Source organism: Pseudomonas oligotrophica, assembly GCF_021726475.1.
Lineage (GTDB): Bacteria > Pseudomonadota > Gammaproteobacteria > Pseudomonadales > Pseudomonadaceae > Stutzerimonas > Stutzerimonas oligotrophica.
The window spans coordinates 342577-364127 of the sequence record NZ_JAKJRU010000001.1 but is presented as its reverse complement, the minus strand read 5'-3'; the positions used below and the strand labels follow the sequence as shown (position 1 = coordinate 364127).

Sequence of the window (21551 nt, the reverse complement as noted above, 5' to 3'; positions counted from 1 at the left end):
CACCGCACCGGGGCGCAGTTTGGCGGGGCAAACTAATCCCGATCAAGAATGCGAGTCATTATTATTTACTCTTAGCTTACACATCGCTATCGTCGCCACCTTTCTCCAAGGAGCGACCAAAATGGCATCAGTGAAATCCGGTGTGTGGGTACCCTTGCTGACGGCGCTGGCGGCGCCCGTCGCGCTCGCCCAGACCGCGCAACTCGAACTGCCCGCAACCGACGTCACCGGCCTGCGCGAAGAAAGCAGCTACAAGCCCGAGCAGAGCAAGAGCGCGCTGAAGATCGATGCCGCGCTGCGCGACATCCCGCAGTCGATCAGCGTGGTGCCGCAGGCGCTGCTCGAGGACCAGGGCGCCGACTCGCTGGAGGATGCGCTGAAGAACGTGCCGGGCATCGGCCTGAGCAACGGCGACGGGCAACGCGACCAGGTGACGATCCGCGGCTTCAGCGCTATCGGCGACATGTACATCGACGGCATCCGCGACGACGCCCTCTACTACCGCGACATGTCCAACATCGAGCGGGTCGAGGTGATCAAGGGCCCTGCCGCCGTGCTCTATGGCCGCGGTTCCTCGGGCGGTCTGATCAACAGCGTCAGCAAGAAGCCCACCTTCGCGCCCGAGCAGGAAATCGGCGTCAGCTTCGACAGCGAGGGCAAGCGCCGCACCCAATTCGACGCCGGCTGGGCCGACGAGCAACAGCAGGACAAGGCGTTTCGCGTCACCGGCGCGCTGGAAGACAGCGACACCTTCCGCGACGGCGGCTTCCTCGAGCGCAAGGCGCTCGCCCCGTCCGCTTACTTTCGGCTGTCCGACGACCTGGAGCTGAACCTCGGCGCCAGCTACCTCTACGACAAGCGCCTGATCGACTTCGGCATCCCCGCGCTCGATGGCCGGCCGGTCAAGGTCGACCCGGACAAGCGCTTCGGCTCGGCCGACCCGGACCAGGACTACACCCGCAGCGAAGTCTTCTCGCTGACCGCCGGTCTCGACTACCGCATCAACGACGCCTTCACCCTGAGCAACACCACGCGCTACTACCACTACGACCTGGACCGCAACAACACCCTGGCCCACACCGATGCCAATCGCTTCGTCACCGCGGCGGACGGCAGCCTGCTGGTCAAGCTCAAGCGCGGCAACGTGCAGCGCAAGGAAGACGGCTGGTTCAACCAGACCGAGCTCAAGCAGACCGCCCAGCTGGCCGGGATAAACCACCAGCTGCTCTACGGCGTTGAAATCGGCCGCCAGGAGAAGGACCAGCTGTTCTACAACCTCAACGATGTCGCGCGGGTACCGGTCTACGGCGATGGCCTGGTGCGGGTGCCGTCCCAGGCGCCAGGCAAGACCGGCGATGGCCTCAACACCCAGCAGACCCTCGGCTTCTACGTGCAGGACCTGATCGAGCTGAGCCCGCACTGGAAGGCGCTGCTCGGCCTGCGCTACGACGAGTTCGAGCAGCGCTACCGCGACGACCTGAAGGACGCCGAACTGGAGCGCACCGACTACACCCTGAGCCCGCGCGCCGGCCTGGTCTGGCAGCCGGACGACGTGCAGGCCTACTACCTGTCGGTCAGCCGCTCCTACCAGCCCTCCGGCGAGATGTTCCAGATCAGCGCGGCCAACGCCGAACTCGATCCGGAGGAAACCACCAACTACGAAATCGGCGCCAAGTGGAACCTGCTCGATGACCGCCTGCTGCTGACCGCCGCGCTGTTCCGCCTGGAGCGCACCCAGATCAAGACCGCCGACCCGGTGGACCCGAGCAAGCTGGTCCTCGCCGGCGAGCAGCGTACCGACGGCTTCGAGCTGACCTTCACCGGCCAGGTCACCGACCAATGGCAGCTGTACGGCGGCTATGCCTACCTGGATGCCGAGATCACCAAGTCCAACAGCAATACCGGGGGCGTGCCGAACGAAGGCCAGGTGCCCACCCTTACCCCGCGGCACAGCGCCAACCTCTGGGCGGTGCGCAGCCTCAGCCCGGAATGGCGGGTCGGCATGGGCGCCAACTATGTCGGCCGGCGCTACACCTCGCTGGACAACGTCACGCAGATGCCCGGCTACACCACGGTCGATGCCGCCCTGTTCTACCAGCAGCCCAAGTGGGACGCGGCCCTGCGCCTGTTCAACCTGTTCGACAAGGAGTACTACGCCTCGGCCCATGGCTCGGTCGACCTGATCACCCCCGGCGCGCCGCGGACCCTGGAACTCAGCGCCAACTACCGCTTCTGAAGCCGCCGTGCGACGGTTGCCCGGACCGCCGCGCCATCAGCACAGCACACGGCCGCTGCGGGCGGCCGCGTGTTGGGCATAATCGGCTACCCACCGCGGAGTGCCGAGCATGCAGATCGACGAAGAACTGACCCTGAGGAAGCTGGAAGTCTTCCTCGCCTTCATGCGCAGCGGCAACATGGGCAAGGCCGCGGCCGAGCTCAACACCAGCAACGTCAGCGTGCACCGCGCCATCCACTCGCTGGAAAGCGCGCTGCGCTGCCCGCTGTTCAAGCGCGAGGGGCGCAACCTGATCCCGCTGGAAAGCGCCTTCGTCCTCGAGGAACGCGCCCAGCAGCTGGTCAAGGACGTGCTCGAGACGGTGCGCCGCACCCGCGAGGCGGCCGGATTCTCCGCCGAGCGCTTCAAGCTCGGCGCGCTCTATTCGCTGACGGTCAAGACCGTGCCGCAGCTGATCATGGGCCTGAAGCTGCGCCGCAGCGAACTCAACATCGACCTGATCCTCGGCTCCAACGTCGACCTGCTCTACAAGCTGAAGAACATGGAGCTGGACGCCATCCTGGTGTCGCTCAACGAGAGCGTCGCCGACCCCGACTGCGAGCAGGTCGAGCTGTTCTCCGACGACATCTTTCTCGCCGCACCGGCCGACTCGCCGTTTGCCGAACAGGCCGAGGTCGACCTCAGCGACCTGCGCGAGGCAACCTTCATCACCCTGTCGCAGGGCTTCGCCACCCACCAGGACGGCCGGCGGGTGTTCGAGCTGGCCGGCTTCGAACCCAAGGTGGCGATGCAGGTGAACGACATCTTCACCCTGCTGAGCATGGTCAATTCCGGGGTCGGCTACGCGCTGCTGCCGGGGCGCGTGGGCATGGTCTACGAATCGCGCGTGCGACTGATCCCGCTGCAGGCGCGCTACCACCTGCAACAGCACATCGGCGTGGTGTTCCTCAAGGCCAAGGAGCGCGACCCCAACCTGCTGGCACTGCTCGCCGAATGCAGGATGTATGCGCGGCGTGCGCTGGAGCACAACGGCCACGGCACACCGTAGGGTGGAAAAACCGCGCAGCGGTTTTCCACGCGTCGCCATAAGGCCAGCCGGATCGGGGGGATCGTTGCCGGGCGGTGGAAGAGGCTTCGCCGTCTTCCACCCTACGTCCGCTGTGTTGGGCAACGTAGGGTGGATAACGCGAAGCTTATCCACGCAGCCTTTCGCAACGCCGCAGGATCACGATGATGCCGATGCCTCGTGTGGATGCTCAACGCCACGGTGGAAGAGGCTTCGCCGTCTTCCACCCTACGACGGCATGGCTAGGCGACGGCTGTCTGCCCGGACGCGACCGGAGCGGGCCGGCCCAGGTTCTGCGCCACCACGTCGCCGATCATGTCCGCGGTGATCGCGCTCAGCGTCCAGCCGAGGTGACCGTGGCCGGTGTTGTAGAACACGCACGGCGCGCGGCCGCGGCCGACCTTGGGCATCATGTTCGGCAGCATCGGCCGCAGGCCGGCCCAGGGCACCACGCTGCGGGTGTTGACGCCCGGGAAACACTGATTGACCCAGTCCACCAGCGGGCGGATGCGGTCGGCGCGGATGTCGCGGTTGTAGCCATTGAACTCGGCGGTGCCGGCGACGCGGAAGCGGTCGTCGCCCAGGCGGCTGGTGACCAGCTTGGTCTCGTCGTCGAGCAGGCTGACGGTCGGTGCCGAGGCGCGGCTGGTTTCGTCGTTCAGGTTGACGGTGATCGAGTAGCCCTTGACCGGGTAGATGTTCACCCGGTCGCCGAGCTGCGCGGCCAGGGCGCGGCTGGCGGTGCCGGCACAGACCACCAGGCCGTCGAACTGCAGGCACTCGTCGCCGTGGCTGCCGGCCAGCGTCACGCTGGCGCCCTTGCCATCGCTGGCCACCGCCTTGACCTCGACGCCGTAGCGGCAGCGCACGCCCAACCGCTCGATGGCCGCGGCCAGGCCATTGGTGAACTTGTGGATGTCGCCGGTCGAATCGCACTCGGTGTAATAGCCGCCGTAGTAGCGGCCGGCCAGGGTCGGCTCGATGGCGCGCATCTCCTTCGGCGTCACGCTGCGCCGCGGCAGGCCGCCGGCAGCGAGCAGGCGCGAGACTTCGCCGGCATGCTCGAAGCCGGCCTTGTCGCGGTAGATGTGCAGGATGCCCTTCTTCTTCAAGTCGAAATCGACGCCCTCGGCCTCGGCCCAGGCGAACAGATGCTCGCGCGCGGCGATCGCCAGGCGTGCGGTCTCGACGGTGTTCTTGCGGTAGTTGGGGATCGAGCCGATGAACTCGGCGAACCAGGAGAGCTTGTGCCAGCTGGGCTTGGGATTGACCAGCAGCGGCGCGTCGCTCTTGAGCATCCACTTGAGGCCCTTGACGATGGTCGACCAGTGGTTCCAGACCTCGGCATTGGAGGCCGACAGCTGGCCGCCGTTGGCGAACGAGGTTTCCATCGCCGCGTAGCGGTGCTTTTCCAGCAGGGTGACGGCGAAGCCGCGCTTGGCCAGGGCATAGGCGGTGGTGACGCCGGTGATGCCGCCACCGATGACTGCGATTGTTTTCATTGTTGCGCTCCAGGACGTCAGGGGGTCATAGCCCGTGCGCCCAACGCGCGGCGGGCGCCCCCTCTGTTCTGGACCTGAGAGATTCACGAGCCAGGGCGGCCCGCTTGCTCCTTCGGTGCGCCCGGCGACGAAAACCGGGCGGCTCTTCAGAGTGTCTGCGGTGGTAGCGGTCCTTTTGCCTGAGAGTTTCCGGGGCGGTTGCTCCTTCGGCGCTGCCTGGCGGCAGTCTCTCCCGCTAGCACATCGACCCGCGCCCGCTGCCTGCGGCAATCGGTCGCGAATCGAGGGTTACCCTGCCAGAAAAAACCGCCGCTGTAACCCCCCGACTTTGGTCAGGAGCCAGCCGGCGGTCTGGCGGGCCTGTGCCAGGGCGTGTAGCCGCCGTAGGGTGGATGGCCGCAGCCATCCACGCGGTGAGGGTTACGCGTGGAAAATCGCTGCGCGAGTTTTCCACCCTACGCATTCGTAGGGTGGAAAACGGCGCAGCCTTTTCCACCTTTGCTGCTGCGTCTCAGCCCAACAGCCCGCGCATGACGAAGAACAGCAGCGACGGCCCGAGCAGGCAGCCCAGCGCGGTGTAGAACGCGGCGGTCAGGCAACCGTAGGGCACCAGCTTCGGATCGGTGGCCGCCAGGCCGCCGGCCACGCCGCTGGAGGTGCCGATCAGGCCGCCGAAGATCACCGCCGAGCGCGGGTTGTTCAGGCCGATCAGCGGGGCGACGAAGGGCGTGGCGATCATCACCAGGATCGCCTTGACCAGGCCGGCGGCGATCGACAGCGCCATCACCTCGGAGCTGGCGCCGATCGCCGCGCCGGTGACCGGGCCGACGATGTAGGTCACCGCACCGGTGCCGATGGTGGTCAGGCTGACCGCGTCGGTGTAGCCGAAGGCCATGGCCACTGCGACACCGGCGATGAACGAGGCGAACACGCCGACGAACAGCGCCAGCACGCCCACCATCCCGGCGCGCTTGAGCTCCTCGACGCTGACGCCGAAACCGGTGGCGACGATGGCGAAGTCACGCAGCATGGCGCCGCCGAGCAGGCCGATGCCGGAGAACAGCGCGATATCGACCAGGCCCTTCTGCCCGCCGGTCATCACCCCGCCGATGTAGGAGAGCAACAGGCCGATGAGGATGGCCACCGCCGAGCCGTGCAGGCGGCCCTTGGTGAGCTTGTCCGACAGCCAGTAGGACAGCCACATGGTGGCGCCGATAAGGGCGAAGCCGCTGATCAGGCCGTAGCCGGAGATCACTTTCATGAGCGATTCGTACATGGCCATTACCCCCGTGCGCTGCTGGTGGTGGGCTTGGCGGTGGCAACCGGCTCGGCCTCAGACTTTTTTCGGCCGATGCGGTCCAGCACCGGGACCAGGGCGAAGGCCAATACCACCGCGGCGATGCCGGCGAGAATCGCCATCGGGCCGCCGGACAGCGCGCCGTAGACGTTCTGCTGCGCGGCCATGGCGACCACGATCGGGATGTAGACGGCGCTCCAGAACTTCACGCCCTGTTCGGTTTCCGGCTTGAACAGGCCGCGGTTCTTCAGGTAACTGCCGACGAGGATGAGCAGCACCATGGCGATGCCGACGCCACCGACGTTGGCCGGTACGCCGATCAGCTTGCCGAGCAGCTCGCCGACGAAGATGCCGGTGAGGGTACACAAGGCCAGGAAGGCCACACCAAAGATGATCATTGTTCTTGTCCTTTTTGGTTGCGCCGCCTGCAGAGGGCTTGGCGCGTGTTGTCGAGGTAGTTGTTTTTATCCATCGATCAGCCGCGAGTAAGGCTTGCTCGCGCTGAATGTGCACGCGGTCTATCGGCTCTGGCTGCCCTCCTGACGCAGCAAGGCGTCCAGTGTGTCGAGCCGGGCGCCGTCGAAGGCGGCCAGCGTACCCTGTTCGAAAACCCGCCGCGCCAGGCCGGTGAGCACCTGGCCCGGGGGAAGTTCGATCTGCAGGCGCACCCCACGCTCATAGGCGGTGCGCAGGGTGCCGTGCCAGTCGACGACGCGGCACATGTTGAAGGCCAGGTCGTCGCGCAGACGCTCGCTATCGAATATCGGGCGTGCGGACGAGCTGCTCAGATAGCGAATTTGCGGAGCGCGCAGGCTGACGCCGGCGAAGGCTTCGGCCAGCTCACGCGCCGGCTGCTCGAGCAACGCGCAGTGCGAGGGCACGCTCATCGCCAGGCGCCGCGCACAGGAGGCACCGAGGGCCTTGGCGCGGGCGGCGACCGCGGCCATGGCGGCATCGCTGCCGGCGATGACGAGCTGGTTGTCGGCGTTGATATTGGCCAGGTAGGCGGGCGCCTTGGCCTCCGCCAACAGGCCTTCGACCGTGCTCAGCGACAGACCGAGGATGGCGGTCATGCCGTAGCCGTGCGGGTAGGCCCGCTGCATCAGCTCGCCACGCAGCGAGACCAGCCGCACCGCATCGCGATAGTCCAGCGCCCCAGCGACCACCGCCGCGGCATAGGCACCGATGGACAGCCCGGCGACATAGTCCGGACGCTGGCCATCGCGCATCAGCAGCCGCGCTCCGGCGACCCCGGCGATCAGCAGGCAGAGCTGCACGGCACGGGTCGATTGCAACGCTTCGGCCGAATCGAGCAGCAGCGCATCCTCGCCGAGCACCGCACTGGCCTGCGCCAGGCATTCGAGGACTTCAGGCTCCTGCGGCAGACGCTGGAGCATGCCGGGCTTTTGCGCGCCCTGGCCGGGAAAGGCGAACAGGCTGCTCATGCGGCCCGCTCCGCAGCCCAGGGATCGCTCACCAGACGCGGTCCTTCGGCGGTCTTGACCAGCACCCGTGCGGCGCCACCGGCCCATTCGCCGAGCGCCACACCGCCCAGCGGGGTTTCCAGTTGCAGGTCGACGCGGCAGGCGCGACCTTCCAGCAGCTGCAGCAACGGGCGCGCCTCGCTGCGCGGCAGCGGGCGCTCGGCCCTGAGCAGCAGATCCAGATCGCTGTCCGGGTGCGCCGTCGGCAGCCCGGTGGCGAGCTGAAAACCCGCCGAGCCGGTAACGCCCCAGGCGTGGCCCAGCGCATCGAGCAAGGGGCGTAGCTCGGCCAGCACGCGAAACACCGGCAGATCCTCACTGGCCCGACGAGCGAGCAGATCTTCCGGTGCCAACCGATGGGCGATCGCCTCGATCGGCATCAGCGCGGCCAGGCGTTGATCACGCGTCGCCCCGCGCAACCCGACCGCGACCAGGCCGGCAGCCACACGCGCACGACGCACCACCACCGGCTGTCCGGCGGCGAGCACGGCCACCGCCCAGGCCGGGGCAGCGGCCGGCAACTGCTCGGGACGCATACCCCAGAGCAGGTCGTGGGGGCGTGGAGTGTCGTACATCTGCAACCTCCTCATGGCTGGGCGTTGCCCCGCCTGGGTTGATTTCAGAGCCTCGGTGCGGCCGGTTTTCGCGGTCCAGACCGCGCCTACAACTGCAGCCGCGACCGGGGCCAGGCCTGTCTTCGCGGTCGCTCCCACAGGTCCGGTTCAGGCGCGTCCGTGGGAGCGGTCTTGACCGCGAATGGCACCGACGCCCGGCTCTACCACTGCGCGCGCAGCAGCTCGCGCACCCGCGACGACGCCTCGCGGTTCGGCGCGCCGAGACGACCGCGCAGGTCGCTGCTGTCGCCAATGTCCGCCACAGCCTTGCTCAGGCAGTCGCGCACACGCTGCAGGTCGTCCGCCGAAGGCTGCTCGATGCTGTCCACCGAGAGGGTTTCCCAGAGCAGGCCGAGGGTCGCGTAGTTGTCGATGTCGTAGGCCATCGGCGGCACCGATTCGGCCAGGGCTTCCAGCTCCTCGACGCTGCGCAGGGTGATGCGCGCCGCGGCGGCCTTGCCCATGGCATGCACCATCACGCCCGGATCGCGCAGGGCGATGATCCGCTGGGCCTGATAGCCGTGAGCGAGAAAGGCGCCGGACATGGCCTTGCCCACCAGCAGCGCGATCACCGGGTGCCCGGCCAGCCGCGCACGGGCATAGCCGTCCACCGCACCGGCCAGCGCCTGATGAATGCCCAGCGCCTCTTCGCGACGGCCGTAGGCCTGGCTCGGCACGTCGACCACGGCGACCAGCACACGCTTGTCCGCCTTGTCGCGATCGGCGGCGATCACCTCGTCCAGCCCCTGGCCCAGGGCCCAGCCTTCGAGCAGACCGACCTCGCCGTTGCGCGCGCGCGGAAAGGGATTCTCGGCGTCCGGCACCACGGCGATATAGCGGGCGGCGCGCTCACCGAGCGTGCCGTCGACCACCTTCACCGAGGCCGGATAGCCCGCCAGTGCCTGGCCGCCGGCCAGGGCTTGCAACCAGTTCAGTCCACGGCTCATTGGGCATCTCCTCTGTAGATGGCGCGCACGGCGGCGGCATCAAGCTGCGTGCGGGTGTCGACATCGGCCAGGCGCTGGAGGTACCAGGCGTGGCGGCGGCTGCGCGGCTGCAGCGGCTTGCCGAGGGCGAACAGTTCGTGCAGCTGTGCGCGGATGGCGTCGGTGTCGTCGGCCACGTAGGCGTCCACCAGACCCGAGGCATAGCGCTGCTCGCCACCGGTCAGGCTCCAGATGAACGGGCGATCCCGGGAGTCGTACTCGTCGAGCCCGGCTTCCTGCTCGATCACCTGCGGGCCATTGAGGCCGACGCGGGCTTCGCGGGTGACGACCAGGTAGCTGCACAGCCCGGCGGCGATGGACATGCCGCCAAAGCAGCCGACGGAACCGGCGACCACACCGATCACCGGCTGGTAGTCGCGCAGCTCGACGATGGCCGCCTGGATCTCGGCGATGGCGGCCAGGCCCAGGTTGGCCTCCTGCAGACGCACGCCGCCGGTTTCCAGCAGGAGCACGGCGCGGGTCGGGATGCCGTTGCGGTTGTCTTCAGCAGCCAGTTCCAGCAAGCCTGCGATCTTCGCGCCGCCGACTTCGCCCATGCTGCCGCCCTGGAAGGCGCCTTCGATGGCGGCGATCACCGCCGGCTGGCCGTCAATGGTGCCCTTGGCGACCACCACGCCGTCGTCGGCCTGGGTGACGATGCCCTGCTTCGGCAGCCAAGGTGAGGTGACGCGATCGAACGGATCGAGCAGTTCGCGGAAGCTGCCTTCGTCCAGCAGTGCGCGGGCACGCTGGCGGGCACCGAGCTCGACGAAGCTGCGCGACTCAAGTAAACGGGCCACGGTGTTAGCGGACACATCAGTCATGGCCGACCTCCTCCAGTCCCTGCTCCAGGCGCAGACGCACTACGCCGGGCGTGGCCCCAAAATCGTGAATATCGATGTTCAGTGCCGGCAGGTTCTGCTCGCGGAACATCCGCTCGAACAGGCTCTTCCAGCGCTGCTCGGCACCATTGACCGAGGTGACCACCTGGATCGCCAGCTTGCCGGCCTGGCCGGGTTCCAGCAGCACTTCCAGATCGCCCGAGCCGACCACGCCGACCAGAGCCTTGCCGCGGGCGGGTTGCCCGGCGGCGAATTCGAAAGACAGGGTTTCCATGTTCAGTAGCTCCCAGTCGGCGCCGACGCGGCGGGCGCCAGACGGTCGAGGAATAAGGTGGCGGCCAGCAGGTCGGCGGCGCCGCCCGGCGAGGCACGCAGCGACAACATCTCGCCTTCCAGTGCGCGCAGCTGGCGGCGCCCGACGAGGCTGGCACAACCGCCGGCAGCCAGTACGGCACGGGCGCCCTGCTGCATCCGGGTCAGGCCGTCGAGGCCGGCGCGGTGCAGCACGCAGGTGTCGCTGAGCTCGGTCATGATCGCCAGCAACGCATCGAGCCGGGCGTTCTGCTCGCCGGCCCCGCCGCGGCGACTTACCAGCAGCTGCGGCAGGCCCTGTTCGATGACGGCAGGAAAGCCATGCTGCGCCTGCTCCCGCGCACCGAGCACACCATAGGCACGGCAGACTCGCGCGCCGTGGCTGTCGGAAGTGACCGGTACGGCCGGGTCGCTCAAACGGGCCAGAGCCGCGGCCGTTGCCGCAACGCCTCGGGCGTCAGGCGCGTCGGTTTCCAGCGCCGCCGCCGCACTGAGCAGCCCCAGCGCCCAGATCGCCCCTCGATGGGTATTTACGCCACCCGTCACGCGGAGCATGTCGGCTTCGCCGTCGCGGCCCAGCTGGCCGAGGGTTTCGCGCAAGGGCTGGCCAACTTCGCCAATTTCCTGCGCCGCTTCGGCCATCGCCTTGAACGCCGGCCACAGCGCATGGGCCGAGGCGTGCATCAGCCCCAGATGCAGATCGCTGTGCGCGCCACTGCCGCGCCGGTCGACCAGCCCCGGCTTGGGCGACAGATCGGCCTCGTCGACCAGCGCCTGCACCGCCAGATCGGCCAGGCGCTCGGCCGCGGACGGCGCCTGTCGTGCAATGAGTGCGCTCATCACCAGCTCCTGAACTTGGCAGGCGGGTTGTAGAGGCCGCCGGACCAGTCGACCAGCTCGGCGATGCTCTTGGCCGCCAGCAGCTCGCGGCTGGCGTCGTTGCGGCGGATGCCGAGGTCTTCCGGCAAGGCGATCAACCCTTCGCGGCGCATGCGCTCGGTGTCCTTCGGGTTGTGCCGCAGGCCGATGCTGGTGACGCCGGCCACCGCGGCGATCATCGCCTGGCGCTCCTCCAGCGAGCGGGCCTTGTACAGGTAGGCGATGCCTTCCTCGGTGAGCAGGTGGGTGACGTCGTCGCCGTAGATCATGATCGGCGCCAGCGGCATGCCGCTCTTCTTCGCCACCTCCACCGCGTCGAGCTGCTCGACGAAGGTGGGTTTGCCGCCTTCCTGGAAGGTCTCGACCATCTGCACCACGAGCTTCTTGCCGCGCTCGAGCATGGTCACCGGGGCTTCGCCGCCGGGCATGGCCATGTCCAACCAGGCGGGCGTCGGATGGCGACGGCCGCGCGGATCGTGGCCCATGTTCGGCGCACCGCCGAAACCGGCCAGGCGGCCACGGGTGACAGTGGAGGAATGCCCGTCGCCATCGACCTGCAGCGTTGCACCGATGAACAGGTCCACCGCGTACTGCCCGGCCAGCTGGCACATCATGCGGTTGGAGCGCATCGAGCCGTCGCGGCCGGTGAAGAACACGTCCGGGCGCTGGGCGATGTAGTTCTCCATGCCCAGCTCGGTGCCGAAGCAATGCACGCTCTGGACCCAGCCGGTCTCGATCGCCGGGATCAGCGTCGGGTGCGGGTTGAGCGTCCAGTTGCGGCAGATCTTGCCCTTCAGGCCGAGGGATTCGCCGTAGGTCGGCAGGATCAGCTCGATGGCCGCGGTGTTGAAACCGATGCCGTGGTTGAGCGACTGCACGTTGTGTTTTTCGTAGATGCCGCGGATCGCCATCATCGCCATCAGCACGTGCACCGGCTTGATGTGGCGCGGGTCGCGGGTGAACAGCGGCTCGATGTAGAAGGGCTTGTCCGCCACCACGACGAAATCGACCCAGCTCGCCGGGATGTCCACGCGCGGCAGATCGTCGACGATCTCGTTGACCTGGACGATGACGATGCCGTCGCTGAAGGCGGTCGGCTCGACCAGCGCCGGGGTGTCTTCGGTGCTGGGGCCGGTGTAGATGTTGCCGTGGCGGTCGGCTTGGAAGCCGGCGACCAGCGCGACGTTGGGGATCAGGTCCACCAAGAGGCGCGAGTAGAGTTCGATGTAGGTGTGGATGGCGCCGACTTCCAGCAGGCCGTCCTCGAGCAGCTGGCTGATGCGCAGGCTCTGCGGGCCGGCAAAGGAGAAGTCGAGCTTGCGCGCGATCTGCCGCTCGAACAGATCCAGGTGCTCGGCGCGGCTGACGCTCGGCATGATCATGTGCAGGTCGTGCAGCTTGCCGGGGTCGGCCTTGGCCAGGGAGCGGGAGAGGAAGTCCGCCTGCTTCTGGTTGTTACCCTCGAGCACCACCCGGTCGCCAGGGGCGATCAAGAGTTCCAGGGCCTCGACGATCCGCTCGCTGGGCAGTACCACGCCATCGGCGAGGCTCTGCACCTGATCGAGACGACGGGCTTTTTCAGCGCGACGACGCGACCACTGCGGCGGTGGGGAGATTGTTGTTGTCATGGCGACTCCACAGGTTTTCCGCTTTGTGGAGCGCACAGTAGGGAGGTGACCGAAGGGTCATCAATCAAGCTCGGAGACCGATCGTTACGTTGATCGTAACGATCGGCGCGGCGATCAGCCCATCTGCGCCAGCAGGGCGCGCTGGCGGCCCGCCTGGCGACTGACTTCGTCGGCCACCTCGAAGCTTTCGTGCTGCAGCTGCAGGCTGTGCCGGGCCAGTTCCTGCAGCGCGCAGAGCTTCTGGTTGATCTCCTCGGCGGCGGCGCTCTGCTGGGTGCCCGCCTCGGCGATCTGCCCGCCGGCCTCGGCGATCTCGCCCACCAGGCCGGTGATCTCGGCCAGCGCCTGCGCGGTGGCGGCGACCTGCTCGACGCTGGCGCGCGACTGCTGCAGGCCCTGCTGCATGCTGCCGACCACCTGCCCGGTGCCCTGGCGCAGCGCTTCGATCATCTGCTGGATCTCGTCGGTGGAGGCCTGGGTGCGCTGCGCCAGCGAGCGCACCTCGTCGGCCACCACGGCGAAGCCGCGGCCGTTGTCGCCGGCCCTCGCCGCCTCGATGGCGGCATTCAGCGCCAGCAGGTTGGTCTGCTCGGCGATGCTGCGGATCACCTCGAGGATGCCGCCGATGGCCTGGCTGTGGCGGCTCAGCACGGCCACCGCCTCGGCGGACTGGTCGAGGGTGCCGGCCAGGCTGCCGATGCGCTGCCCGGCCACCTCGACCCGCTGCTGGCCCTGGCTGCCGAGCGCCAGCGCCTGGCGGGTCAGCGCTGCGGCGCTGGCGGTGTTGCCGGCCACCTCGCGGATGGTGGCGCTGAGTTCCTCCACCGCGGCGCTGATGGCATCCAGCGCCTGTTGCTGCTGTTCGGCCGCGCGATTGCCGGTGCCGAGCAGTTCGCGGGTGCGCTCGGCGAGGCCGGCGACCCGGCCGCTGCTGTCGCCGACCCGCGCCAGCATCGAGGCCAGTTGCGCTTCGAGCAGGCGGTTGCCCAGTTGCAGCTGGCCGATCTCGTCGATCCGCCCGGTGTAGATCAGCTGCTTGATCGGGTGCTCGACCCGCTGGCGGCTCTGCGCCACCAGTTGCGCAAAGGGTCGCGCATGCAGGCCGAGCAGCAGCGCGCAGGCGGCGATACCGCCGAGCAGCAGCGCCAGCCCGAGCGCCGGCGCCTGGCTCGAGGCGAGCACGCCGAGTGGCGTGAAGGCCAGGCTGGCGAGCAGGACCTGCTGGCGGCTGCGGCCCAGCCAGCGCCAGCGCAACGCCGCCGGCTGCCGGCCCTGGCTGCGCAGGCGGTAGATGGCCTCGGCGCGCGCGATGGTCGCGGCATCCGGCAGGCGGTAGATCGCCTGGTATTCGCTGACCACGCCGTCATCGAGCACCGGGCTGATGAAGGCATCGACCCAGAACTCGCGACCATCGGCGCGACGGTTCTTCATCATGCCCATCCAGCTCTGGCCGCGGCCGAGGGTGGCCCAGAGGTCCTTGATCGGCCCGCCGGGCATGTCCGGATGGCGCAGCAGCGAAGCCGGCCTGCCCTCGAGGGCGGCCTCGGGATGGCCCAGCTGGCGGCACAGCACCGGGCTGGCGTAGAGGATGTTGGCCTGGCTGTCGGTCAGCAGCACCAGCTGTTCGCCGGGCGCGTGGGCACCGTTGCGGTCGTTGTGCATGGCTTTTTCCTGAACCAAGTTCTTGAACCAAGGGCGGCCCGCCGGCGCGTGAACGCCGGTGGGCCGGGGAGAATGGGAAGCGGCCGCCCGGCAGGACGCCGGACGGCGAAGGCTCAGTTACCGGTGGCGCGCATGTGCTGCACGCTGAACATCTCCGGCGGGCTCAGCTTGGGATCGACCATGCCCTTGAACTGGCCGGAGGTGCAGTGCATGGCCTGCACGTCGATCATGCTGAAGCTGTCGTCGATCGACACGCCCGAGCCCTTGTTCGCCGGCAGGTGGTGGTCCGGGTGGGCCTGGCCGATGGTGAAGGTCTTCCACAGCGCGCCCTTGCGGTCGTAGGAGATGGTGCGCGGCACGGTGAAGGTCTGCGCGTCCATGTAGTGCACGCGCTTGGACAGCGGGTGGCTGCCGTCCACCGGCGCGGCCTCGACCTCGTAGACCTTGCGAAGCTGCCAGGTGATCTCCGGGAAGCAGCCGCCCTGGCCGCCGAAGGCCACCACCTGGTAGCCGTCGCTGTCCTTGTGCGTCTCGGCGTCGAGCTTGAGCTCGTTGTGGTTGTAGAACGGCATCAGCATGTAGCGGGTGCCCTTGTAGCTCCACTCCATGTCGGAGATGCGCCCGTTGTAGCCTTCGAAGTCCTCAATCATCAGGTCCGAGCCGAGGAAGGCGTCGGTCACCTGGCCGGTGGCCAGGCGGCGCACGCGGCGCTGGAAGCCGAGGTACAGCCAGGAGTTGTCGCGCTTGAGGTCATCCTGCGCGCGGTGGATCAACAGCTGGGTGTTGCGCACGTCGTGCGGCTCCAGCACGTTGACGTAGATGCCGCGGAACAGGTCCGAGGGGTTCGGCGTGATGGCCGGCTTGGGCTCTTGGTTGACCCGCCCGGTGAAGTTGAGGAAGTGGAAGTTGAACTTGATGGTGCGCTCGACCTTGCCCGAGTCCATGTCGCGGTACTTCCAGTAGAACGGGTAGATCGCCGCGCTGTCGCCCCAGTTGTAGCCGTACTTGTAGTTCCAGGCGAGCTTCTCGCCGGCGCGCGGGTCGCTGGCGTCCGGCTCCTGCGGGAACGGCCGGCCGGCGACCCAGCCCTGGATCTCGCCGGGCTTGGCGCCCAGCTTGACCTGGCCGGCGCCGTCCTGGGTGGCCTTGACGTAGTTGGGGTGCAGGTCGAAGGAGGTGGTCTCGCCGACCTTCAGCTCCACCCAGCCCTTCTCGATGAAGCCGTAGAAGGCCGGGTCGACGATGTCCTTGAACTGCGCGACGTTGCCCTTGTTGATCACCGTGCCGGCCGACAGCCCAGCGTGGCTGGGCGTGTCCTTGGCGTAGGGATAGAAGGAGTTCTGGATCACCGGGTCGTTCTCGGCGGCCATGGCGGTGCCGGCGGCCAGCGCCAGGGTCAGGGCAGTCAGGCGGAATCGATTGTTGTTGTGCATGTTGTCCGTTCCTCGTGTGATCAGAAGCTGTAGCGCAGGGTCAGCTGCAGTTCGTCTTCCTTCTGCGCCATGCCGATGGGGCCGGCGCGGAAGCGGCCAAGCGGCTCGTAGCCACCCAGGCCCAGGGTGTAGCCCTCGGGCTGGCCGGCGCTGGTGAAGGGGTCCCAGGGGTTGCAGCTGCGGCAGTCGTCGAACTCGCGGGCGCCACGGCCGACCTTGACGTTGGCGCCGGCGATGATCCTGAGGTTGTCGCTGAACAGGTACTCGACGCTCGGCGCGATGGCGGTGGCCTGCGCCTTGAAGTCATGCGCGGCGAGCAGCTGCGGGCTGAGGCGGTCGTTCATCCACCAGCCCTTGAACAGCAGCGTGGCGATCCAGTTCTGCTCCCAGTCCGGCATGCCGGCCTTGCCCCAGGCGCGCGTCTCTTCCTGGTGCTCGTGGATGTGCTGGCCGAACAGCTGGCCGGAGATGAGGAAGGCGCGGCCCGGGTTGAGGAAGGGGATGAACACGTTCTTGTCGGCGCCGATCACGTAGCGGGTCACGTCCGACTCGGAGAACAGCCGCGTCTGCAGCGTGTTGGCGAACTCCTCGCCGGAGGTGTGCGCCACTTCCACGCGGAACACCGTGTCGATCGCCTGCGAGTAATAGTCCAGCGAGCCGCCGACCAGGTTGACCCGCGGGAAGTGGATGTCGAAGGCGATCAGGCTCGGCCAGGGCGCGACCTCGCCGGTGAAGGCGTTGACGCCCGGTACCCCGCCGCGCAGCGAGGGCAGCTGCGAGCGGTAGGTCAGCGCGTTGAGGCTGAAGCCGAGGTCGCCGTAGACGCCTTCGAGCTTCACCCCGAACTGGGTGTTGGACAGGCTCCAGGACGGCATGTGCGCCTTGCGGATGCCGATCTGCCCGGGGCCGAAGTCGGTGGCGATGCCGCCGTCGGGGCTGGCGCCGGCGAAGTTGGCCACCGTGCCGCCGTTCTCCCACAGGTTGTTCATGCCGCGGAAGAAGCAGGCCGCATCGAGGATCGCGTTGGGCGTGCCGCACTGGCCGAGGTTATGCGGGCGGAACTTGTCGAAGTTCCAGACGAACGACAGGTTGAGGTCGTCGAACACCTCGCCGGCGCCCATCCGCCAGTCGGCCTTGGCGATCCACATGGGGATGCGGATGTCTTCCAGCTCGTCGTAGATGTTGTTGCGCGAGTAGTCCACCGGGTTGATCACGTCGAGCACGCGGAACAGGTCGGTGCGGCCCCAGACCACCTGCTGCTTGCCGAGCCGCCAGCTGACCATGTCGCCGTTGGGCAGGTCGTGGTCGAAGTCCATGTACAGCTCGCGGATGAAGTCCAGCCGCTCGTTGAACTCGGGGAAGCGCAGGTCGTTGCTGTCGGCGTCCAGGTAGTCGTCGATGCAGCCGCGGCTGTCCTTGTCGCAGGGCCGCACCGGCACGCCGAAGCCGACGCCGCCGCGCGTCCTGTGCAGGTTTTCGCCGAGCACGATCATCCCCTCGTTGGGGTTCTGCGCCGGGTCGAAGCCGAGCAGCGTGCCCGGCACCGTCAGCCCGCCGCCGTGCGGCACGCTGTTACCCATGGCGCTGTTCTCCAGCATGATCGGCCCGCCGGCGCCGCTGCCGTACTCGCTGGAGTTGAGGTCGTAGACGCCGTCGTAGGTGCCGCGGAAGGTGCCGTGGAACTTGATGTTGCGAAACAGCCCGCGGTCCTCCAGCGCACGGTCGGCGTTGACCTGCAGGGTGTTGCGGAATTTCGACAGGCCCACCGAGTCGCGCACGTAGGTGGCGTTCTCGTAGAAGCCGGTGACGCGGGTCTCTTCCTCGGCCAGCGCCGCGACGACGGGCGCCAGGCCCAGCGCACCACCGACCAGCGTCAGCCCCAGGCTTTTTTGCAGCTGTTTTCTTCTTGTTCTCTGCATGACAGTTCCTCTTGCGTTCAGGGAAGGGCAACGCGCGGGCCTACGCCCAGCGCGCGGCCCCTTGCGGCAGCCCACCCTCGTCTTGCACAGGAGACGCAGGCAGGGATTCGGCGTGTTCGCCTGGAGTGGCGTGAGCGGGTTCGCCGTGGTCGGCGTGGATGATGCCGTCCTCGTCGGAGTAGGCGGCGGTGATGAAGCGCGGCTTGAACACCAGCACCCAGGAGGGCACCAGCAGCATGGCGGCGGCGCCGTTGATGACGATCATCACGCACAGCAGCATCGCCGCATCGGCCTGGAAGCGCAGGTCCGAGAGGATCACCCACATGACGATGCCGGCCATCAGCGTCACCGCGGTGAAGCTGATCGCCATGCCGGTGGTGGCGATGGCGCGGTGCACCGCGCTGGCCAGGTTGCCGCTCTTGACCATCTCCTCGCGGATGCGGTCCATCATGTAGATCGAGTAGTCGATGCCGACGCCGATCCCCACCGCGATCACCGGCACCGTGTTGATGTCGATGCTCATCCCCGAGAGGCCCATGTAGGCGTAGGTCAGCACGGTGGCGAAGAGCATCGCCATCAGCATCATCAGGCCGGCGTGCCAGCTGCCGTAGAACAGCATGACGAAGACGAAGATCAGCCCGAACACCGCCGGCAGCACGATCAGGTTGGTCTCGAAGGCCGACTCGTTCATAGCCGCGGCGACGCCCAGGGTGCCGCCGGCCAGGCGGATGGACAGCCCTGGCACCTCGTTGCCGTGCTCGGCGATCCAGGCCTTGGCCATGTGGATGGCACGGCGGATGGTCTCGCCCTGGCGGTCCTTGTAGTAGAAGACCAGGTTGGCGATGCGGTCGTCGGTGTCGTTGAACTCGTCCAGCGCGCCGGGGATCGGGCTCGAGGCCATGTAGGTGAACATCAGCCCGCCCACGTAGTCGGCGTCATGCGGGATCTGGAACCAGCGCGGGTCGTCGTTGTGCATCAGCCGGTTGACCTGGCGGATCAGGTCCGGCAGCCCCTTGGCGCCGCCCACCGAGGGGTCGCCAAGCATGTGCGCCTGCAGCGACTGCAGCGCCTTGAGCACCTCGGGGCGCTTGATGCCGCCTTTCTCCGCGTGTTCGGCGACGATGTACAGCTCCTCGGAGCCGGGGAAGCGCTCGTTGATGACCTTGGACGAGACGTTGTAGTCGTGCTCCGGGTAGAGGATCGGCGAGCCGGGCTCGGAGTCGCCGATGGTCACCCGCGAGGACATCCACAGGCCGATGCCGATGGCCGCCGCGGCCAGCAGCAGCAGCTTGCCGGCCGCCCCCGGGCGCGCCACGGTGGCCGCGCAGCTGCCGCCGATGTGGCGCAGGAAGGTCTCCTTGATCTCCGGGTTCTTCGGCGTCGGCAGGATCGACAGCAGCAGCGGCACGCCGATCAGCACCGAGAAGATCACCGTGGTCGCCCACAGCGAGGCGTAGATGCCCAGCTTGGTGTTCAGCGCGATCGAGCCGATGGCGATCAGCGACAGGCCGATGGCGTCCGAGGCGATGCCCAGGGTGCCGGGGCGGAACAGGCTGTCGAAGGTCGCGCGCGCGGCGTCCGGGCCGTTGCCGAGCAGCTTGACCTCGGCGTAGTAGCGCTCGACCAGCTGCACGCCGTGGCTCATGGCGCGGGCGGCGATCAGGAAGGGAATCACCAGGCCCAGCGGGTCGAGGTTGTAGCCCAGGATGCTGATGATGCCCAGGCCCCAGATGGTCGAGATCATCACCCCGCCGAGCGGGATCAGCACGCCGTAGGCCTTGCGGAAGTGGAACACCAGCAGCGCCAGCATCGCCAGCACCGTGCAGAGGAAGATCTGCAGGATCTGCTCCATGTAGGTGTAGGCCCAGCCCACCAGTACCGGCTGGCCGGTGGCGTAGATCTTCACCCCGTCGCGCGCCTCGGCCTGGCGCAGCGCCTGCAGCTGGGCGAAGGTCGCCTCGTAGTCGAGCTGGCCCTCGATCAGCTGCGCCTTGACCAGCGCGACCTTCAGGTCCGGCGAGACCAGGGGCCCGTAGACCCGCGGGTTGGCCAGCACGTCGGCCTTCATCGCCGCCAGCTGCGCCTCGTCCAGCGGGCCGAACTCGCTCTGGTAGTACGGCTCGGAGTTGATCGAGCCGACCTCGGTGAGCCAGATCTTGCGCGAGTTGCGGTGGGTCAGGCTGCTGACCAGGTTGTGGTTGACCCCCGGCAGGCTGTCCACCGCCTGGGTCAGGCGGTCGACCAGCGCCAGGTTGTCGTTGCTGAACAGGTCGCCGTCCTCGAACTCCACCGCCACGGCCAGCACGTTGGCGCCGCCGAAGGTGTCCTTGATGCTGTTGTGCAGCTGGATGTAGGGGTGCTCCTGGGGCAGCAGGTCGGCGAAGTCGGTGTAGACCTTCAGCCCGGGGATGCGCAGGGCGAACAGCAGGGTCAGCGCGGCGATCACCGCCAGGACCGTGCGCGGGTGGCGGAACAGCCAGACCTTGGCCACGTAGAAGACATGCGTGAAGTGGTGCATGGGCATGATCGGGGGCCTCACTGGGGTTGGGCGGCGGCAGGCGCCTGGCGGGCATCGAGGGCGAGCAGTTGGCCGCGGCCGCCGGCGACGACCAGGCGCTCGCCGGACAGCGCGGCGGCGCGCAGGTAGACCGGCGCGTCGGGGGTCGGCAGCGCTTCCCAGCGCGTGCCGGCCAGGCGCAGCACGCGGCTGTGGTCACCGACGGCGAACAGGCCCTGCGGGCCCTCGACGAAGCCGAAGACCGGCGCGGCGCTCGGCGTGTCCTGGCGCTCCCAGTTCTGGCCGCCGTCGACGGTGTGGTAGATGAAGCCGTTCAGCCCGCCGACCCAGCCTTCCTCGAGGCTGCGAAAATGCGCGGCGTGCGGGTAGAACTCGTCGGGCAGCTCGCCGGCCGGCTCCCAGCTGGCGCCGTTGTCGGCGCTGCTGAAGACCTTGCCGAACTCGCCGGTGAGCACCGCGCGCCCGCCGTCGAGGAACTGCAGGCCGGTGAGCACGGCATCCTCGTCGAGGGTGCTGTCGGTCCAGTTGGCGCCCTGGTCGCGGCTCGACAGCAGCGTGCTGAAGCTGCCGGCCGCCCACCAGGCACCGTCCGGCGCGCAGGCGGCGGTCATCATCTGTTCCTCGCTGGGCAGCTCGACGGCGCTCCAGCGCTGGCCGTCGGCATCGGCGTGCCACAGGCGGTTGTCGAAGCCCAGGGCGATGAGGCTGCCGTCGGGGCAGGCGTCCAGGTCGATGATCGCGGCGCCGGCGGCCAGCTGCTGGCGGCTCCAGCTGTCGCCGCCGTCGCGACTGGCGAGCAGCACGCCGTCGTTGCCGGCGACCAGCAGCAGGCGCTGGTTGGCGGCCATGGCCTGGTAGAAGTCGGTACGGCGGGTCGCTTGTTGTTGCTGCTGGTCGACGGCGGACAGGTCCAGCGCGGCCTCGCAGCCGGCGAGCAGCAGCGGCAGCGACAACAGGGCCAGACGCAGGGGTAGAGCAGGCGACGGGACGTCGGCGAGGCGACGCACAGGCGCAAGGAGTGAGAGCTTCACGGTCACCACCACTATCTTGTTTTTGTTGAAAAAGCGGCTGGGACGGAATTAGCAACGGCTGTGCCATGGCGCCATGCAGGCTCGGCACCATTATGCAAGTTAATGAAAATAAAGGACTTTATTGGCGAAGATCGGACGCGCC

The 21551-nt window shown here is 68.0% G+C and carries 17 protein-coding genes, 1 pseudogene and 1 riboswitch; of the genes and pseudogenes, 2 read left to right on the top strand and 16 right to left on the bottom strand.

Annotated features, from left to right (window positions below; translation table 11 throughout):
• Positions 1 to 121 precede the first annotated feature (121 nt).
• Positions 122 to 2236 (top strand): TonB-dependent receptor, encoded by a 2115-nt coding sequence (locus L3N39_RS01735; RefSeq protein WP_237255486.1) that lies wholly within the window; start codon positions 122 to 124, stop codon positions 2234 to 2236.
• 109 nt (positions 2237 to 2345) lie between these two features.
• Complete coding sequence (locus L3N39_RS01730) at positions 2346 to 3284, top strand: LysR family transcriptional regulator (RefSeq protein WP_237255485.1); 939 nt, start codon at positions 2346 to 2348, stop codon at positions 3282 to 3284.
• 260 nt (positions 3285 to 3544) lie between these two features.
• Here L3N39_RS01730 and L3N39_RS01725 read toward each other — a convergent pair whose 3' ends face one another.
• The 16 genes and pseudogenes from L3N39_RS01725 to L3N39_RS01655 form a co-directional block, all read right to left on the bottom strand.
• The gene (locus tag L3N39_RS01725) at positions 3545 to 4804 is read right to left on the bottom strand and encodes a D-amino acid dehydrogenase (RefSeq protein WP_237255484.1); all 1260 of its coding nucleotides are present in this window, start codon (positions 4802 to 4804) and stop codon (positions 3545 to 3547) included.
• A gap of 157 nt (positions 4805 to 4961) precedes the next feature.
• Positions 4962 to 5049: riboswitch (glycine riboswitch) on the bottom strand.
• Between the two features lie 266 nt (positions 5050 to 5315).
• On the bottom strand, positions 5316 to 6080 hold the full coding sequence (madM, locus tag L3N39_RS01720) for a malonate transporter subunit MadM (RefSeq protein WP_237255483.1): 765 nt from the start codon (positions 6078 to 6080) through the stop codon (positions 5316 to 5318).
• A gap of 5 nt (positions 6081 to 6085) precedes the next feature.
• A complete protein-coding gene (gene madL / locus L3N39_RS01715; protein ID WP_023444066.1) occupies positions 6086 to 6499 on the bottom strand; it encodes a malonate transporter subunit MadL in 414 nt (137 codons plus the stop codon).
• Between the two features lie 120 nt (positions 6500 to 6619).
• Positions 6620 to 7546, bottom strand: coding sequence for a malonate decarboxylase subunit epsilon (gene mdcH, locus L3N39_RS01710; RefSeq protein WP_237255482.1), 927 nt, complete (start codon positions 7544 to 7546; stop codon positions 6620 to 6622).
• A complete protein-coding gene (locus L3N39_RS01705; RefSeq protein WP_237255481.1) occupies positions 7543 to 8160 on the bottom strand; it encodes a malonate decarboxylase holo-ACP synthase in 618 nt (205 codons plus the stop codon). The genes mdcH and L3N39_RS01705 overlap by 4 nt, the downstream gene beginning before the upstream one ends.
• Positions 8161 to 8360: 200 nt before the next feature.
• Positions 8361 to 9146 carry a biotin-independent malonate decarboxylase subunit gamma gene (gene mdcE / locus L3N39_RS01700; protein ID WP_237255480.1) on the bottom strand — a complete coding sequence of 262 codons (786 nt, stop codon included), beginning with the start codon at positions 9144 to 9146 and terminating at the stop codon, positions 8361 to 8363.
• Positions 9143 to 10009: a biotin-independent malonate decarboxylase subunit beta gene (locus tag L3N39_RS01695; RefSeq protein WP_237255479.1), complete on the bottom strand. Its 867-nt coding sequence runs from the start codon at positions 10007 to 10009 to the stop codon at positions 9143 to 9145. The genes mdcE and L3N39_RS01695 overlap by 4 nt, the downstream gene beginning before the upstream one ends.
• Positions 10002 to 10301: a malonate decarboxylase subunit delta gene (locus tag L3N39_RS01690; RefSeq protein WP_003303871.1), complete on the bottom strand. Its 300-nt coding sequence runs from the start codon at positions 10299 to 10301 to the stop codon at positions 10002 to 10004. Before L3N39_RS01690 ends, L3N39_RS01695 begins: the two co-directional genes overlap by 8 nt.
• A 2-nt stretch (positions 10302 to 10303) precedes the next feature.
• Positions 10304 to 11179 (bottom strand): triphosphoribosyl-dephospho-CoA synthase, encoded by an 876-nt coding sequence (locus L3N39_RS01685; RefSeq protein WP_237255478.1) that lies wholly within the window; start codon positions 11177 to 11179, stop codon positions 10304 to 10306.
• Positions 11179 to 12846, bottom strand: a complete 1668-nt coding sequence (mdcA, locus tag L3N39_RS01680; protein WP_237255477.1) for a malonate decarboxylase subunit alpha — start codon at positions 12844 to 12846, stop codon at positions 11179 to 11181. The genes L3N39_RS01685 and mdcA overlap by 1 nt, the downstream gene beginning before the upstream one ends.
• 114 nt (positions 12847 to 12960) lie before the next feature.
• A complete protein-coding gene (locus tag L3N39_RS01675; protein WP_431977993.1) occupies positions 12961 to 14028 on the bottom strand; it encodes a methyl-accepting chemotaxis protein in 1068 nt (355 codons plus the stop codon).
• 165 nt (positions 14029 to 14193) lie between these two features.
• Positions 14194 to 14508, bottom strand: a pseudogene (locus tag L3N39_RS18935) (PAS domain-containing protein); the annotation flags it as partial.
• Between the two features lie 113 nt (positions 14509 to 14621).
• Complete coding sequence (locus tag L3N39_RS01670) at positions 14622 to 15941, bottom strand: DUF1329 domain-containing protein (RefSeq protein ID WP_237255475.1); 1320 nt, start codon at positions 15939 to 15941, stop codon at positions 14622 to 14624.
• Between the two features lie 20 nt (positions 15942 to 15961).
• Positions 15962 to 17860 (bottom strand): DUF1302 domain-containing protein, encoded by a 1899-nt coding sequence (locus L3N39_RS01665; protein ID WP_237255474.1) that lies wholly within the window; start codon positions 17858 to 17860, stop codon positions 15962 to 15964.
• Positions 17861 to 17900: 40 nt separating this feature from the next.
• The gene (locus tag L3N39_RS01660) at positions 17901 to 20378 is read right to left on the bottom strand and encodes an efflux RND transporter permease subunit (protein ID WP_237255473.1); all 2478 of its coding nucleotides are present in this window, start codon (positions 20376 to 20378) and stop codon (positions 17901 to 17903) included.
• A 17-nt stretch (positions 20379 to 20395) separates the two neighbouring features.
• The gene (locus tag L3N39_RS01655) at positions 20396 to 21409 is read right to left on the bottom strand and encodes a WD40/YVTN/BNR-like repeat-containing protein (protein WP_237255472.1); all 1014 of its coding nucleotides are present in this window, start codon (positions 21407 to 21409) and stop codon (positions 20396 to 20398) included.
• Positions 21410 to 21551: the final 142 nt, after the last annotated feature.

Excerpts from the sequence above, each read along its gene's own strand:
- madL (WP_023444066.1), bottom strand. The coding sequence starts at position 6,499 with ATGATCATCTTTGGTGTGGCCTTCCTGGCCTTGTGTACCCTCACCGGC.
- L3N39_RS01730 (WP_237255485.1), top strand. The coding sequence starts at position 2,346 with ATGCAGATCGACGAAGAACTGACCCTGAGGAAGCTGGAAGTCTTCCTC.
- madM (WP_237255483.1), bottom strand. The coding sequence starts at position 6,080 with ATGTACGAATCGCTCATGAAAGTGATCTCCGGCTACGGCCTGATCAGC.
- L3N39_RS01660 (WP_237255473.1), bottom strand. The coding sequence starts at position 20,378 with ATGCACCACTTCACGCATGTCTTCTACGTGGCCAAGGTCTGGCTGTTC.
- mdcE (WP_237255480.1), bottom strand. The coding sequence starts at position 9,146 with ATGAGCCGTGGACTGAACTGGTTGCAAGCCCTGGCCGGCGGCCAGGCA.
- mdcA (WP_237255477.1), bottom strand. The coding sequence starts at position 12,846 with ATGACAACAACAATCTCCCCACCGCCGCAGTGGTCGCGTCGTCGCGCT.
- L3N39_RS01705 (WP_237255481.1), bottom strand. The coding sequence starts at position 8,160 with ATGTACGACACTCCACGCCCCCACGACCTGCTCTGGGGTATGCGTCCC.
- L3N39_RS01695 (WP_237255479.1), bottom strand. The coding sequence starts at position 10,009 with ATGACTGATGTGTCCGCTAACACCGTGGCCCGTTTACTTGAGTCGCGC.
- mdcH (WP_237255482.1), bottom strand. The coding sequence starts at position 7,546 with ATGAGCAGCCTGTTCGCCTTTCCCGGCCAGGGCGCGCAAAAGCCCGGC.
- L3N39_RS01670 (WP_237255475.1), bottom strand. The coding sequence starts at position 15,941 with ATGCACAACAACAATCGATTCCGCCTGACTGCCCTGACCCTGGCGCTG.
- L3N39_RS01665 (WP_237255474.1), bottom strand. The coding sequence starts at position 17,860 with ATGCAGAGAACAAGAAGAAAACAGCTGCAAAAAAGCCTGGGGCTGACG.
- L3N39_RS01735 (WP_237255486.1), top strand. The coding sequence starts at position 122 with ATGGCATCAGTGAAATCCGGTGTGTGGGTACCCTTGCTGACGGCGCTG.
- L3N39_RS01725 (WP_237255484.1), bottom strand. The coding sequence starts at position 4,804 with ATGAAAACAATCGCAGTCATCGGTGGCGGCATCACCGGCGTCACCACC.
- L3N39_RS01685 (WP_237255478.1), bottom strand. The coding sequence starts at position 11,179 with ATGAGCGCACTCATTGCACGACAGGCGCCGTCCGCGGCCGAGCGCCTG.
- L3N39_RS01690 (WP_003303871.1), bottom strand. The coding sequence starts at position 10,301 with ATGGAAACCCTGTCTTTCGAATTCGCCGCCGGGCAACCCGCCCGCGGC.